Consider the following 16596-nt stretch of genomic DNA (forward strand, 5'->3'; position numbering starts at 1 on the left):
CTGCCCGAATAAATAGGGGCAGGTTTTTTCATGTTTCTTTTACAGTCTTCGTAATGAACATATTAACTCCAATTTTCTTACAAACTGATAAATAATGTAATAACATAAGTAGCACTGCTCCAGTATTCATTCCAATAATAATCCCATCCATTTGAAAGATTTGCAGTGAACCTAGAAAATACATGAGCCCAAAAGATACGACTGACACTAAAATTTGATGGTAAAAAGCATCCTTAACTAAATTAAGCCCAATTAGAATGGCCTGCAACGGAATAACAAAGAAATGAAATAAAAAGTACGGCCAGAGCATTTGTAAATAATAGGTAGCTTCATTAGAATCAAAAAATAGTTGTGTTAATGGTTCGGAGAAGAAGTAAAATAATACGACAGCTGGTGTTCCGTACATAAGAGTAAACTGCATGACCTTCTTTAATAAGGATTGCAAAAGGACATGGTCTTTTTGGGCGTAGGCCTTTGAAACAGTTGGAATCAACACCACCAACAAGGAATGGGCAATAAAGGCAGGGAAGAAACCGATTGTCATCGCCACTCCAGCCAATAAACCAAATTGTTCCGTAGCCATGTCCCCAGTTAACCCGGCTTGCACAAGTGCTGCTTTGATTAGAAAAGGTTGAATGGCGTGAGTTAATGAATGAAAGATTCTTAATCCAGTTGTCGGTACTGAAACGGAAACGAGACTATCACGTACAAATTTTTTATTTAAAGCTCTGCCCGGTCTGCCATTTAAATAACGTAACTTAATCATATACTCTATGATTAAATAACCAAACACGCCAAATTCACTAGCAACGATGGCACAAAGGGACAGAAGGATAGCGGTTTCGATTGTAAATTCAAACCACTGAAAGACAAAAACCAGTACTAATAACTGCAGAGTGCGTCTTAAAAAGTTTGAGACGGCGATTTTACCCATTGCATGCGTACCCATGAAAAATCCTCTAGCTATGGAAGAAAAGGTGGCAATAGGGATTAGTACTAAAACAAGCCACTTTACATAGGGATGATATTCATCAAATACTGGAATGAGCGGTAGAGCAATGGTTGTAACAACGATAAAAAAAGTGGTACATATAATGGCAAGATTGGTCACTTGCGATAAAATGCTGCGGTGGTATTTTTCATCCTTTTCGGCGACAAGTTTTGAAACAGATACAGGCAGTTCTAAGCTTGCTAGGACAACGATCAAGAAAATCATTGGCAGAATCGACATATACATCCCCAAGCCTTTTTCCCCTAACTCTTTCGCCAATACCATATTAATTATAAATTCAAGGCATTCTCCCATAAAAGCGGCTATTGCTAAAACAAGTGTCGCTCGAATAAATATCTTCATCACTGTTCTCCCTTGTACAATTAGAGTCTCTATAAACATATGAGACAAAGGATGAAAATATTTGTCCAAATTAGTTTAAAACGAAAAAGCAGAGACAACCCTACAATTTTGTGATGTTCCGGACTGGATAACACATAAATCCTTCACAACCGAAGATACTAAACGTATGTTCGGAGGTGAAAATGTGGAAAATAATGATTTTGAAAAAATTTATGAGCAGTACAAGCAGCAGGGGGAACAGCAGGCTCTTTCTGAAAAAAGTCATTTCGTAGCAGATGGTAAGGAGGAGTTCATTGCGGTAAGAAAAAACGATGATGGAGATATCATTGCTTTCAAAACGAATACTGACCGTGAGCTTGATTATGTAACAGCATTATTTGAAGCAAAATCAGGAAAAATTGCCCATGTGGACGTATTTCATAAGTATGGAAGAGAGATTATCAGAAGTGAACCGGATGGGATCAAAGAGAACAACCTTGATCAATTGCCCCAATTCTAGCAAGTAGAATGCTTAAATCGCATTGTCGTATTATTTTACTAGATTTTTAAGGAAGTTCTCCCTATACTAATGGTATAGGTAAAAGTCGAATTATGGCGAAAGACTACCTAGTATTGCTCGTTCGACAGAAAGAGGGAAAGAAAAGTGGGCTTAATTAATGAAGCAAGTTTCATCGAAACAGTCCACATGAAAGGGCTGCAAGTGTCCCTAATTGCTTCCGGTGATGGTACAGAGATTATTTATCATAAACTTCAACCTGGAACAAGATGGGCTTTAGAACCATCTGAAGGTTGGGACGCCATGGAATTTTTGCATGTATTGAATGGCGAGTTAAAGTTACAAACCGATGATGGATTTAAAATGATTAAAAGTGGGGATTCATTTTATCGAGTACCGGTAAAGGAACATCATATTTTTCAATCCATTGGAATAACGGAATTTCTATATGTAACTTCACAGCCGATTTTCCACCATTATAGTCAAATTACAAAGGAATTCATGGAACTTTCTGTTTCGATTGAAGAAAAGGATGGATATACGGTCGACCATTGTCATCGAATCAATAAACTTTCGATGCTAGTTGGAGAAACCTTAGGATTAAAAACAAAAGAAATGATGAGATTAAATTTAGCATCCTTTTTACATGATGTCGGAAAGTTAAAAGTTCCTTTAGAGGTTTTACAAAAACCTGGGAAATTAACGGATGAAGAATGGAATATCATGAAGATGCATTCCACCTTTGGAAAGGAAATACTAGAATCATCTGCCAATACTTTACTAGTAATGGCTGCACCTGTAGTAGAGCAACATCACGAGAGATATGACGGCAAAGGCTATCCTAAAGGTATAAAAGGGGAAGAAATCTCTATTGAAGCATCCATAATTGCGGTGGTTGACTCTTTTGATGCTATGACTACCGATCGAGTATACAGAAAAGCAATGACAACTGATGAAGCGTTCCAGGAACTTATCAGGTGTAAAGGAACGATGTATCATCCAAAGATTGTCGATGTGTTCATTGCATTAAAAGATAAAATAAAATTATTGAAATAAGGGGGAGAAAAGGTGAAAAAGGTTGGTTTAGTTTTAATGGTATTTTTGTTAAGTGTGGTTTTTGTAGTAAAACCAGCTGAGGCTGCATACGTAAGTCAGTACGATTATGAACTTGAGGTTTCAGCAAAAGAAGCACGCCAACTTGCCGATCTAATGGGATTAAAAAGTATTCCATTAGGCTCAGAAACAGCTCAGCGTTCTTTTGAACTGCAAGAAAAACTTATTGCAAAAATTGAAAAATTAACAAAAACCGAGATTAACCATTACTATATTTGGCTAACAGTTGATGGAGAAAGAGTATTAGCTATCGACCCTCCTGTACCACTTTGGTAATAGACAAGGCTGACCCTACTTGTAGGGCCAGTTTTTTTTATTTCCAATTTTATTGTAAAAGGATCTCCCTTTTTGATATGTTATTATTAAAGGATTTCCGTGAATATCATAAAAAGTCAAAATAGGAGCCAATTTCATTGATAAGAAAATTTGAATTATACAGGCATAATTGGACTTATATTTTTCTGATTATTGTGATTATCGAATTATTTGAAGAAACCTCATCTATGTCCTTTAAAGCAAATGATGTGATGGCGGTTACAATTGAGGTACTTTTTCTCATGACTAAGCTTTTGGTTATCTACCTCATGCTCAAAGGAATGGGAAATACGACGGCCGAATTGCAGAAAAGTAAACAAAGGTTAAATAATATATTTGATACACTAGATGTAGCCATATGGTCACATGATTTACGAGCGAATACGTTGTTAATCAACCCGGGTATTGAAAAATTATATGGTTATCCTTCGGAATCCTTTTATCGCGACAATGAGCTTTGGAAAAAAGTGATTCATGCGGATGATCTACAAGAATTGGATAAAAGAGCAGAGAAAATTGCTTCAGGTGAGCCGGTTACTAGCATTTATCGAATCATTCGGCCAGATGGACAAATTCGCTGGATACAAGACAGGGGAATTCCTACCCTGGATGGTCATGGGAAATTAATTGATTTTACAAGCGTGCTATTTGATATTACAGACCGAAAAGAAAATGAAGAATTCATTCAAAAAATGGCTTTTTATGACGCGCTTACTGGAATTCCTAATCGAAATAAATTTAGTTTAGAATTAAATAAACTAATGACCCAATCAGATGTCGAAAGACTAGCTGTTTTATTTTTGGATCTTGATCGCTTTAAAATTATTAATGATACAAAGGGGCACACCATAGGAGATTTATTATTAAAGCAAGTGGCTGTACGTTTAGTTTCAATAGTCGAAAAGGATGGGATTGTTTCACGCCACGGCGGGGACGAGTTCATCATCCTTTTAAAGAATATGAATAAAGAAGAAGTCACCGTCGTGACGGAAAAGATATTGGAGGTATTTTCACTTCCGCTTCAGTTAGAACAGCAAGAGTTTTATGTAACACCAAGTATTGGCATCAGTCTGTATCCAACTGATGCTACAGATGAGGAAACATTAATCAAGCTAGCAGATATTGCGATGTATATGGCGAAGGAAAAAGGAAAAAATAATTTCCAATTTTATTCTTCACAGCCGAATCGTCTATCCGTAGGGAAAATTGACCTTGAAAATGGGTTAAGAAAGGCGATAGAGAAGAATCAATTAATGCTATACTATCAACCGCAGGTGGAATTAACCTCAGGAAAAATTACCGGGGTTGAGGCATTAATTCGCTGGAAACATCCTGTATTTGGCTACATTCCCCCAAATGAATTTATTCCTTTAGCTGAAGAAACAGGATTAATAGTTTCATTGGGAAAATGGGTTTTACAAAAGGCTTGCGAACAAAACAAAGCATGGCAAAAGGAGGGTCTTCCACCTGTTCCAGTTGCTGTTAATATTTCCGCCCGCCAACTTCAAGATGATCATTTTGTTGAGACAGTAGCGCAAATTCTTAATCGGACTAGACTGGATGCCAAGTATTTAGAATTGGAAATGACCGAAAGTATTATGTTTAATATTGAGCGATCAACGGCTATTTTAAATGATTTAAAGAAGCTTGGGGTAAAGATTTCTATCGATGATTTTGGCACTGGTTATTCATCGTTAAATTATCTTAATTACCTCCCTATCGATAAAATTAAAATCGACAAATCCTTTGTTGATGGTATTATTCACCATTCTAGCCAAGGGGCGATTGTAAAAACGATCATCGACATGGGGCATCACTTAAACTATACTGTGGTCGCCGAAGGAATTGAAACGAAAGAACAAGTCAATTTTCTAACGCAATATACATGCCGGATTGGTCAAGGCTATTATTTTAGTCAACCAGTACCGAATGAAGAATTAAGGAAACTATTAAATTGATACTAGTGAAAAAGGAACATCTAGGTTTTAACAATGAAATATGGGGAAATCGTTCGGGGCTGGATTCTAAAGAATCCAGCCTTTTGTATTTTTATAAATATATAGGGCGAAAAATAGTAGGTTTTATCGAGTGATAATATTTTTTCATAAAAGATATTGTATATTTATAAAACTATAAGTATAATAATCCAGTAATTATACTTATGGGAGTGAAGATTAAAATGAAAGCTGCCATTATTGGTGGAACTGGCTATAGCTCCATTGAGCTTTTAAGATTACTGAATCAACATCCATTTGTAGACGTAACTACGATTATTTCAAACTCCCAATCGGGAAGTTTGTTAGATGACATATTTCCACATACCGTAAGCATCATTGACCAAACATTACGATCCTTCGATATTGAACAATTATCTCAAGCAGTCGATGTTGTATTTTTGGCAACGCCATCAGGGGTAAGTAAAAATCTGGTGCCTACATTACTAGAAAATGGTGTGAAATGTATTGACTTGTCAGGTGATTTCCGTCTGAGGTCAGCTGGCACCTATTTAGCCTGGTATAAGCATCCTGCTGCAGATGAGAAGTATGTAGCAAAAGCTACATACGGTTTAAGTGAAATTTATCCTGAAAAGATTAAAACCGCCTCCTTCATCGCCAATCCTGGCTGCTATCCGACTGCAACACTACTTGGACTTATCCCGGCGGTAAAAAGTCAATGGATCGACACCAAATCGATTATCATCGATGCAAAGTCAGGTGTTTCTGGGGCGGGGAGAGGCGTATCTCTGTCAACACATTTTTCAGAAATAAATGAGAATTTAAAAGTTTATAAAGTTGGTAGCCATCAGCATATTCCGGAAATTGAACAGGTGCTTGAGGATGAGTCTGGTGATTCGCAAGCGATTACCTTTACGACCCATTTAGTGCCGATGACTAGGGGGATTATGTGTACAATTCATGCTAGTTTGCTTAAGGAAATGAAGACAAGTGAACTGGTAGAGTTGTACTCTGAATTTTATCAAAATCACCCTTTTGTTAGGGTCCGACCGGAAGGAAAGTTCCCTTCAACGAAAGATGTATTAGGCAGTAATTTCTGTGATATCGGTTTGCATGCTGATGAGCGAACAGGCAGGCTTACGATAATATCCGTGATTGATAACTTAGTAAAAGGAGCTTCCGGCCAGGCGATACAAAACCTGAATATAATGAATGGTTGGAATGTGCGAACGGGGCTGTTAGAAATACCGGTCTATCCATAAAAAATAAAAGGAGATGGAGAAATATGCAGGTGTTAGCATCAGAGAAAATCACCATATTACAAGAAGGTAATGTGACAACACCAAAGGGATTTAGCGCCGGGGGAATGCATACAGGCATAAAACGCAAGAGGCTGGACCTAGGGTTTATCTATTCTGATGTTCCGGCAACCGCTGCTGGGGTTTATACAACCAATCTATTTCAAGCAGCACCGTTAGTCGTCACGCAAAAGAGTATTGGAATCGAACAAAAGATTCAAGCGGTTCTAGTAAACTCCGGAAATGCCAATGCTTGTACTGGAACTCAAGGCATCCATGACGCGTACACGATGCAAAAGGAGTTTGCTAACGTACTAGGGATTAAAGACCATTATGTTGCGGTAACCTCTACCGGTGTGATTGGTGTTCCGTTGCCAATGGATAAAATTTCAAAGGGAATCGGTGAGATTTTCAAAGAAGAATATAGCGGTGCAAGTCAATTCCAGCAGGCGATTTTAACAACTGATACTGGGGTTAAAAATATTGCCGTTCAACTGGAACTAGACGGGAGAATCATTAGTATCGGTGGTGCAGCCAAAGGTTCTGGAATGATTCATCCAAATATGGCGACAATGCTTGGCTTTATTACAACCGATGCCAATATTGATTATTCCGAGCTTTCGGGATTACTTAAAGAAATCACCAATCAAACATTTAACATGATATCGGTTGACGGTGACTCTAGTACGAATGACATGGTGTTAGTTTTAGCAAATGGAATGGCCGGAAACATGAAACTAACGAAAGAGCATCCTGGCTGGGAAACCTTTATCGAGGGTTTCAAGATTGTCAGCGAATCTCTTGCCAAGCAAATTGCTAGGGATGGTGAAGGGGCAACGAAGTTAGTTGAGGTGAATGTTGCTGGAGCCCCAACTCTTGATGGGGCACGTGCAGTTGGGAAGGCGATTATTTCTTCTAACCTAGTCAAGACCGCCATCTATGGAACGGACCCGAACTGGGGAAGAATCGTGTGTGCAGTAGGATACAGTGGTGTGTTGTTGGATCCTCAATTGGTTAGTGTAGCCATTGGACCTTTCTCTGTTGTTGAAAAGGGTTTGCCTAGTTTTATGGTTGAGGAAGACGTAAAAAAATATTTAGAGCAAGAATATGTACAAATTTACGTGAATTTGAATCAAGGTGAAGAAAAGGCTACTGCCTGGGGTTGCGATTTATCTTATGACTATGTCAAAATCAACGCTTCCTATCGCACCTAAGGGGGAAGTGGTATGAAGTGTTTAGTGATTAAGCTTGGTGGAAGTGTAATGGAACAACTTCCGGAAAGCTTTTATAAAAATATCGTTGCCTTACATGAATCGAAACAGTGGACTCCAATTATTGTTCACGGCGGCGGACCACTGATTAATTCTTTGCTTAAAACTTTGAACATTGAACCAAAATTTGTGAACGGTTTGCGTGTGACTGATGAGCAGGTGCTCGACCTCGTCGAAATGGTCTTAAGTGGGGCAGTTAATAAAAAAATAGTTCGTCGATTGATTGAAGTTGGCGGAAGAGGCCTTGGTGTTAGTGGTGTTGACGGTTCCTTGTTAGCAGCCCAACCAATAAAATGTTTCGAAGAGTTGGGCCTTGTTGGTGAGGTGGTGGACGTAAATACAGAGCTTATCAGAGGAATGATAGAACAAGGTTTTATTCCTGTCATTTCCCCGATCGGAATCGCCGAAAATGGTCAGCACTATAACATTAACGGTGATATAGCAGCTTCAGCAGTCGCTAGCGCTTTAGTTGCAAAGCTTTGTTATATCAGTGATATTGAAGGGATTTATGTAGAAAAAGCGGGGCAAAAGGAAGTGTTAACGACCGTTACAAATATGGAGGTTGAATCGTTAATTGCAAGCGGGCAAATTTACGGCGGAATGATTCCGAAGGTAAGGGCGGCTCTTGACGGGCTCGTTCACGCTGTACCAGAGGTTTCAATCATTAACGGCCTGAAGGAAGACAGTTTGCTCCAATATTGCCTTGGCGAACAAATTGGTACGAGAATTGTGTTAAACAAGGAGGCTGTTTATGTCAAATAATACAGTGAGTTCAGGAATTTCTCCAGTCATGTCAACCTATAACCGATTCCCGGTAACCTTAGTGAAAGGAAAAGGAAGTTATGTTTGGGATGATCAAGGGGATCAATATATCGATTTTACGGCTGGAATTGCCACTTGTAATTTAGGGCATGTACCTGAGAGTGTAAAACAAAAATTAGAAGAGCAATTGCAGAATCTCTGGCATTGCTCGAATCTGTATAACATCCCGAACCAGGAAAAACTTGCCGCTCTTTTAGTCGAAAATAGCAGTGGCGACAGAGTATTCTTTTGTAATAGTGGTGCAGAGGCAAATGAAGCAGCCATTAAATTAGCTCGCCGCTATAGCCAAAAAGTAAAGGGCACGGATGCCTACGAAGTCGTCACATTTCAACAATCGTTCCATGGCAGAACGTTAGCGACATTATCGGCAACTGGTCAAGAAAAAATCCAACAAGGCTTTTTGCCGTTAATGCCGGGGTTCCGCTATTTACCTTTTAATGATGTTGCCGCATTAGATACATTACCATCATCCAAAACATGTGCTGTGCTTTTAGAGCTAGTTCAAGGAGAAGGTGGGGTCGTTCCGGCAAACATGGAATGGGTCTGCCAATTAGCCCAAATTTGTAAAGAACATGACATTTTGTTCATGGTTGATGAAATTCAAACAGGAATCGGGCGAACAGGAACACTATTTGCCTATGAGCAATATGGGATTGAGCCGGATGTGATTAGTATAGCTAAAGGATTAGGGTCTGGTTTTCCGATAGGGGCAATTATTGCTAAAGCAAAAGTGGCTCAAGCCTTTGAACCGGGTAGCCATGGAAGCACGTTCGGAGGGAATCCACTAGCTGTAACTGCGGGGCTGGCAACCATTGAACATATTCTTTCTAGTAATCTTTTAGTTCATGTAAATGATCTGGCTGATTTTTTCCTAGAGCAGTTAGAGATTTTAAAGGGTAAGTACCCAATGATTGAGGCTGTTCGAGGCAAGGGCTTGTTAATTGGTTTAGTCGTACCCGGGAAGGCAATGGAGGTTGTTCAACAAGCCATGAGCCAAAATGTTTTGATTTTGACAGCGGGGCCAGATGTAGTTCGTATTTTACCACCATTAACAGCAACAAAACAGGAAGCATTAAAAGTCGTTGCTGTCTTGGAAAACGTATTAAAGAAGATCTAAAGGAGTGATGAAGATGGAAAAGGGGTACCTTGTTTTGGAGACTGGGGAAGTTTTCTGCGGGTCGTTAATCGGGATGATCAAAGAGTCTGTCGGTGAAGTCGTCTTTAATACAAGTATGACGGGCTATCAGGAAATCATCACCGACCCTTCCTATGCAGGTCAAATCATTACCTTTAGTTATCCGATTATCGGGAATTACGGGATTAACTCACAAGATAATGAAAGTGAAAATCCACCATTATCCGGAGTTGTCATTGGTGATATATGTGAGGAGCCAAGTCATTATCAGGCGCTTCATTGTCTATCGGAATATCTTAAACAGTTAGGTGTCCCGGGAATCACTGGAATTGATACCCGTTTATTAGTGAAAACAATTCGTTCAAAAGGAACGGTTAAAGGAATAATCAGTCGGGAAAAAATCTATTCAAAGAGTGAAGAAAAACCAACCTTTTGGGTGGAAAAAGTATCAACGAAAAAAGTGAAACACTATCCAGGTAAAGGACCCCATGTGGTGTTGATTGATTATGGATACAAGAAGTCAATTTTGAATGCGTTGTTGGCAGAAGGCTGTTCGGTAACCATTGTCCCGTACGATACGACTCTAAAGCAAATTAAGACATTAAATCCGGAGGGGATATTTTTAAGCAATGGCCCTGGGGATCCGATGGAATTAGAGCCTTGGTTTTTAGAAATTAAAAAAATCACCCAAGCGTACCCTACTTTTGGAATTTGTCTAGGTCATCAGTTAATTGCCTTAGCTTACGGAGCAAAAACGAGTAAATCGGCTTACGGCCATCGGGGGGCTAATCATCCGGTGAAAGAGTTATTAACCGGAAAAGTGAAAATCACCTCGCAAAATCATGGGTATGTAGTGGTAGATGAAAGTATTAATCAACGAGTGTTTCAAGTGACCTTCCGTAATGTAAATGATCAGTCGATTGAGGGCCTAAAGCATGTTTCGCTACCGATTGAATCAGTACAATTCCATCCTGAAGCGCATGCAGGACCAAATGATACCGTTTATTTATTCAATAACTTTGTAAAAGGATTAACTTCTATAGGAGAACTTCATTATGCCGCTACGTAAAGATTTGAAAAAGGTTCTAGTGATTGGCTCCGGTCCAATTGTGATTGGTCAGGCTGCTGAGTTTGATTACGCAGGAACGCAAGCCTGTATTGCTTTGAAGGAAGAAGAAATCGAGGTCATTCTCATCAACAGCAATCCGGCAACGATTATGACCGATGAGGCAATCGCGGATAAGGTCTACATCGAGCCGCTGACACTTTCTTCGATTGAGGAAATTTTGAAAAAAGAACAGCCTGATGGCCTCATTGGCACGCTTGGTGGTCAAACCGGTTTAAATTTAACCGTTCAACTATATGAACAGGGCATTCTTGAGAAATATGGAGTTGAGCTCCTTGGAACATCGGTAGCCTCGATTCAAAAAGGGGAGGACCGCGAATTATTTCGCAATCTTATGCTTGAGATTGGTGAACCCATTCCGGAATCAACGATTGTGGAGAGTGTAAATGAAGGATACGAGTTTGTAGGGAAGATTGGTTACCCTGTCATTATTCGCCCGGCTTACACGCTTGGTGGCGATGGCGGTGGTTTTGCCTATGATGATGAGGAATTTGAGGCTGTTTTGAAAAAAGGACTTGCGGCCAGCCCGATTGGTCAGGTTTTGGTTGAAAGAAGCATTAAGGGCTGGAAAGAGGTCGAGTACGAGGTCATGCGTGATGCAAATGATACATGTATCATCGTTTGCAATATGGAAAATATCGACCCGGTTGGCGTGCATACAGGCGATTCGATCGTTGTTGCTCCATCGCAAACGTTAACTGATGTGCAGTACCAACTGCTTCGTGATTCGTCCGTGAAGGTGATTCGCGAGCTTGCCATTATCGGGGGCTGTAATATTCAATTTGCGTTAGATCCGAATTCCAATCAGTACTACATTATCGAGGTTAACCCAAGGGTGAGTCGTTCCTCCGCACTTGCTTCAAAAGCTACTGGTTATCCCATTGCAAGAATGGCTGCTAAATGTGCGATTGGCTATCACCTTGATGAAATTTTGAATCCTATTACGGGCAATACCTTCGCATCGTTTGAGCCGGCACTCGACTACATCGTTGTCAAATTGCCAAGGTTCCCGTTTGATAAGTTCCCTGAAGCCGACCGGACACTCGGGACTCAAATGAAAGCAACTGGAGAAGTAATGGCGATTGACCGAACATTTGAAGGGGCTTTAAATAAGGCGATTCGGTCGTTAGAAATAAATGCATATGGGCTCAGTACTTCTGCGTTAAAGTCCTTTACCATCGAAGATTTAGAGCAAGCTAATGATCAACGACAGTTTGCGATAGTGGCCGGGCTGCTTCAAGGGATGACAGTGGAAAAGATTCACCAAATCACCGATATTGATCAATGGTTTTTAAATAAAATGAAGGCAATTGTCGAATTAGAGCAGGAATTGATAAGGTGGTCCTGGGATAGTGTCCCGCAACAACTTTTAATAAAAGCGAAACGATACAATATAAGCGATCAATTCATCGCAGAAGTTTATGGAGTAAAACAGAAAAAGGTTCGTGGCCGCTGGAAGGAATGGGGCTTGAGGACGGGCTACAAAATGGTTGATACATGTGCAGCCGAATTTGATGCAATAACACCCTACTTTTATTCTACTTGGCAGGGATCTGATGAGGTGGAAACCTCATCGAAACGGAAAATATTAGTTATCGGCTCCGGACCAATCCGTATCGGGCAAGGGATTGAGTTCGATTATTGTTCTGTTCATGCCGCAGAGGCAATCAAGAAAAAAGGTCTTGAGGCGATTGTGATAAATAACAATCCGGAAACGGTAAGTACCGATTATTCGGTTGCTGATAAGCTTTATTTTGAGCCTTTAGCTGCCGAGGATGTCTTGAGTGTGATTGAAAAGGAGCAGGTAGACGGTGTTCTGATTCAGTTTGGTGGCCAAACGGCGATTAATCTGGCAGCTGCTTTACAGGAGGAAGGAGTACCTCTATTAGGAACGTCAGTTGACGCGATTGATCAATTAGAGGATCGTGATCAATTTTATCAATTATTAAGGAAATTGGATATTCCGCATATTGAGGGTGAAGCAGTTAGCGACGCTAGTGAATTATTGGCTGTGGCAGAAAAAATTGGCCTTCCGGTGTTGGTTCGACCATCCTATGTTATTGGTGGGCAATCCATGTTTACGTTTTATGAAAAAGAGGAGCTTTTGGCGTACGCGAAGCAGGTAGAGACGAATAAGGCGTTGTGGCCATTATTGGTTGACCGGTTTGTTCCTGGGCTAGAATGTGAGATTGATCTCATCAGTGATGGGGTTGATATTGTTGTCCCAGGGATCTTCGAGCATATTGAAAAAGCGGGAGTCCATTCGGGTGACAGTGTTTCGATTTTTCCCTCGGTGTCCTTATCGATGGAGATCAAGACTACCTTGATAGGATATGCCGAGCGAATTGCTAAGGCATTGCCGGTCATCGGGATAATGAATATTCAATATGTCATTCATGAGGATAAGGTCTATGTTCTAGAGGTAAATCCGCGATCATCGAGAACTGTACCGATCATGAGTAAGATTACTGGAATTCCAATGATTGAATGGGCTACGAAGGTTCAATTAGGAGATTCACTGAAGGATTTTTGTGAGGGATTGGGGTTATTAGCGGAACCCGCATATTTTTCGGTGAAAGCGCCGATTTTCTCTTCCAGTAAGTTGAAAGGCGTCGATTATTGCTTAGGGCCAGAAATGAAATCGACCGGGGAGGTACTTGGTATAGGGTTTTCTTTAGAGGAGGCACTAGGGAAGGTACTATTAGAGGATGGGAAGAATCCTCTGCTCCATAGAGAAGGAGCGATTTTATGCTCTATTTCGGATCGTGCAAAATTAGAGAGTTTGGAGATTTTTAAAAGGCTAAGGCAAATGAATGTCTCGCTTATGGCAACTACCGGTACTGCAAAATTTCTGGGGGAAAATGGGATTCCTATTGACAGAGTCATTTCCAATGAAATTCAGTTGAATTCTTTGCTAAAAAAGAATCAAATAGTAGCTGTAATTAACATTGCCACCCAAGGACGAAATAACGATAAGTTTGGCTTCGCCATTCGTGAACAGGCGATTCGTTACAAGGTTCCTATGTTTACCCATTTAGATACGGTGAGAGCAATGTTAGGTTTAAAAGAGTATTCTGTTTCGGTAAACACTATTGCGGAATTAACTAAAAGTGAGGTGCAAATGGGATGAATGTTGTAAAACTGTGTCAGGCTGGTTCGGTAGAGTCTACACTAAAAGGAAAGAGCTTTTTGCGCTTGTCAGATTTTACATCTGAAGAAATCCATCATTTATTAAATGTGGCTTTGGATCTTAAGAAGCAACAAAAACAAGGAAAGGCCCATCCTCATTTGGCTGGAAAAGTACTGGGGATGATTTTTGAAAAATCCTCAACACGGACGCGAGTTTCTTTTGAAGTTGGGATGCTGCAGCTTGGCGGACACGCCATATTTCTTAGCTCGAAGGATATCCAATTAGGTAGGGGTGAAACGATTGAGGACACTGCGAAAGTGTTGTCACGATATGTGGATGGAATTATGGTAAGAACATTTGAACATCAGACTGTGGAAGAATTCGCTAAGTATGCCACTGTTCCAGTCATTAATGGCTTAACGGACTCTCATCACCCAACACAAGTTATGGCTGATTTATTAACGATACTTGAGCATAAAGGGAAATTAGCTGGACTAAAGATGTGCTATGTTGGCGATGGAAATAACAATATGGCGCATTCCTTAATGGAAGGTGCTGTAAAGGTAGGTATGCATATTAGTGTGGCGAGTCCTGCTGGCTACGAGCCGAATGCTGAGATTACGGCTGCTGTGATCGAAGAAGCAAAGTTGAGTGGTAGTTTAGTAGAGATTACTGCGGATCCTGTATTAGCGATCAAGGATGCTGATATAGTGGTTACAGATGTCTGGACCAGCATGGGGCAGGAAGCTGAAACGGCTAAGCGCCTAGAAGTGTTTAAACCCTTCCAAGTGAATGAAGAGCTTTGCAAACTAGCAAAAAATGATTATCTATTCTTGCATTGCTTACCAGCTCACCGTGGTGAGGAAGTAACAGCGGAAATCATTGACGGACCGCACTCGGTCGTCTTCGACGAAGCTGAAAACCGCCTTCATGCTCAAAAAGCTATTCTGAAATTACTAATGTCTTAAAAATTTTTTTTGAAAATAATGTATAAAAATTCATATTATTATATATTAATACAACAAAAATAAACAAACACTTCACCACATTAAAGCATGTGGGGACAGTCCCGCTATGCTTTAACGCGGTGAAGTGTGTGGGGACAGTCCCCACGTTATTTAAAGCGCTAAAGCATTAAAGCGAAGAGAGGGGTTATGGTTTAGATGTCTAAGGAGAAGATTGTTTTAGCTTATTCTGGTGGGCTGGATACTTCGGTTTCAGTGAAGTGGATTCAAGAAAAGTATGGGTATGATGTGATTGCGGTTAGTTTAGATGTTGGTGAAGGGAAGGATCTAGAGGCGATTAAAGATAAGGCATTGAAGGTTGGCGCTATTAAATCTTATATGATTGATGCGAAGGAGATGTTGGCTACGGAATACATCCTGCCTGCATTAAAAGCAAATTGCCTTTATGAGGGGAAATATCCGATTTCCTCTGCATTATCGCGTCCATTAATTTCTAAAATTCTAGTTGATATTGCCGAAAAGGAAGGGGCGACGGCAGTTGCCCATGGTTGTACTGGAAAAGGCAACGATCAAGTACGATTCGAGGTTTCGATCCAAGCGCTAAATCCAAACATAAAAGTTGTTGCTCCAGTTCGTGAGTGGGGAATGACTCGTGATGAGGAAATTGCTTATGCAGCCGAAAAGGGAATTCCCATTCCAGTAGATTTAGATAATCCGTTTTCAATTGACGCTAATATTTGGGGACGCGCCTGCGAAGCGGGTGTGCTAGAGGACCCATGGGCAGAAGCACCTGAGGCAGCTTTTGACTGGACGAATCCAATTCATTTAGCACCGGAAGAGCCGGAATATGTGGAAATTGAATTCGAAAAGGGTGTACCGGTCGGACTAAATGGCGAAAAGGTCGATCTTGTACCACTAATTGAGGCGCTAAATGCCCTAGGTGGAAAGCATGGGGTCGGCCGTATCGATCATATTGAAAACCGTCTAGTTGGAATTAAGTCTCGTGAGGTGTATGAAAATCCAGCAGCATTAATTTTAATCAATGCCCACAAGGAATTAGAGTTTTTAACCTTACCACGCGAAGTCACTCAATTCAAAACACAAATCGACCAACAAATGGCGAAAATGATTTATGACGGACTTTGGTATTCTCCATTAAAAGCAGCATTAGATGCATTTGTGGACGAAACGCAAAAAGTTGTTTCCGGAACAATTCGTGTAAAGCTCCACAAAGGCAATCATATGGTTGTCGGACGTAAATCAACACACAGCCTTTATAATGAAGAACTAGCGACTTACTCAAAAGGCGATGCGTTTGATCATAATGCAGCTGTAGGTTTTATCAAGTTATGGGGATTAACAACAAAGGTTTACTCCGAAGTGAACCAAAAAAAGGAAACTTTAGTTGGCCAGGAAGTATTATAGAACGCTAGCTTGAAGAAGGGAGCTCGCTTTTTCAGGAAGCGGCTCTCCAATAATTGCATTTTAAGAGTTTTTAGAAGATAAACCGGAAATCAGCCTAGAAAAAAGTCACTTTTACTGTAATTAATGGTGTTTTTTTAAAAAAAACCGCTAGTAGGAACAGAATTTTCTCCTTTTTTCATAAAAAAGCTCAA

General features: G+C 40.3%; 13 protein-coding genes. 12 read left to right on the plus strand and 1 reads right to left on the minus strand.

Annotation, left to right across the window (positions count from 1 at the left end; all coding sequences use genetic code 11):
* Window positions 1-28: 28 nt before the first annotated feature.
* Window positions 29-1354, minus strand: a complete 1326-nt coding sequence (locus ACX9YW_RS15760) for a polysaccharide biosynthesis protein (protein ID WP_460348083.1) — start codon at window positions 1352-1354, stop codon at window positions 29-31.
* Between the two features lie 184 nt (window positions 1355-1538).
* On the opposite strand from ACX9YW_RS15760, the gene ACX9YW_RS15765 reads away from it, so the two are divergent.
* From ACX9YW_RS15765 to ACX9YW_RS15820, 12 genes are all read left to right on the plus strand, one after another.
* On the plus strand, window positions 1539-1853 hold the full coding sequence (locus ACX9YW_RS15765; protein ID WP_460348084.1) for a DUF3892 domain-containing protein: 315 nt from the start codon (window positions 1539-1541) through the stop codon (window positions 1851-1853).
* A 144-nt stretch (window positions 1854-1997) separates the two neighbouring features.
* The gene (locus ACX9YW_RS15770) at window positions 1998-2906 is read left to right on the plus strand and encodes an HD-GYP domain-containing protein (protein WP_460348085.1); all 909 of its coding nucleotides are present in this window, start codon (window positions 1998-2000) and stop codon (window positions 2904-2906) included.
* A gap of 12 nt (window positions 2907-2918) precedes the next feature.
* Window positions 2919-3239, plus strand: coding sequence for an 8-amino-7-oxononanoate synthase (locus tag ACX9YW_RS15775; RefSeq protein WP_460348087.1), 321 nt, complete (start codon window positions 2919-2921; stop codon window positions 3237-3239).
* Between the two features lie 137 nt (window positions 3240-3376).
* Entirely contained in the window at window positions 3377-5236 is a 1860-nt protein-coding gene (locus ACX9YW_RS15780; protein WP_460348089.1) for a putative bifunctional diguanylate cyclase/phosphodiesterase, read from the plus strand.
* Window positions 5237-5445: 209 nt separating this feature from the next.
* Window positions 5446-6495 (plus strand): N-acetyl-gamma-glutamyl-phosphate reductase, encoded by a 1050-nt coding sequence (gene argC, locus ACX9YW_RS15785; RefSeq protein ID WP_460348091.1) that lies wholly within the window; start codon window positions 5446-5448, stop codon window positions 6493-6495.
* 23 nt (window positions 6496-6518) lie between these two features.
* Window positions 6519-7745, plus strand: coding sequence for a bifunctional ornithine acetyltransferase/N-acetylglutamate synthase (argJ, locus tag ACX9YW_RS15790; protein WP_460348093.1), 1227 nt, complete (start codon window positions 6519-6521; stop codon window positions 7743-7745).
* Window positions 7746-7757: 12 nt separating this feature from the next.
* Window positions 7758-8564, plus strand: a complete 807-nt coding sequence (argB, locus tag ACX9YW_RS15795) for an acetylglutamate kinase (protein ID WP_460348095.1) — start codon at window positions 7758-7760, stop codon at window positions 8562-8564.
* Window positions 8554-9741, plus strand: coding sequence for an acetylornithine transaminase (gene argD, locus ACX9YW_RS15800; RefSeq protein WP_460348097.1), 1188 nt, complete (start codon window positions 8554-8556; stop codon window positions 9739-9741). The genes argB and argD overlap by 11 nt, the downstream gene beginning before the upstream one ends.
* 13 nt (window positions 9742-9754) lie before the next feature.
* Window positions 9755-10828: a carbamoyl phosphate synthase small subunit gene (locus ACX9YW_RS15805; protein ID WP_460348099.1), complete on the plus strand. Its 1074-nt coding sequence runs from the start codon at window positions 9755-9757 to the stop codon at window positions 10826-10828.
* Window positions 10815-14015, plus strand: coding sequence for a carbamoyl-phosphate synthase (glutamine-hydrolyzing) large subunit (carB, locus tag ACX9YW_RS15810; RefSeq protein WP_460348101.1), 3201 nt, complete (start codon window positions 10815-10817; stop codon window positions 14013-14015). Before ACX9YW_RS15805 ends, carB begins: the two co-directional genes overlap by 14 nt.
* Window positions 14012-14983 carry an ornithine carbamoyltransferase gene (gene argF, locus ACX9YW_RS15815; RefSeq protein ID WP_460348103.1) on the plus strand — a complete coding sequence of 324 codons (972 nt, stop codon included), beginning with the start codon at window positions 14012-14014 and terminating at the stop codon, window positions 14981-14983. The genes carB and argF overlap by 4 nt, the downstream gene beginning before the upstream one ends.
* Window positions 14984-15178: 195 nt before the next feature.
* Complete coding sequence (locus tag ACX9YW_RS15820; protein ID WP_460348105.1) at window positions 15179-16405, plus strand: argininosuccinate synthase; 1227 nt, start codon at window positions 15179-15181, stop codon at window positions 16403-16405.
* Window positions 16406-16596: the final 191 nt, after the last annotated feature.

The sequence above is a fragment of the Pseudoneobacillus rhizolycopersici genome, assembly GCF_054786815.1.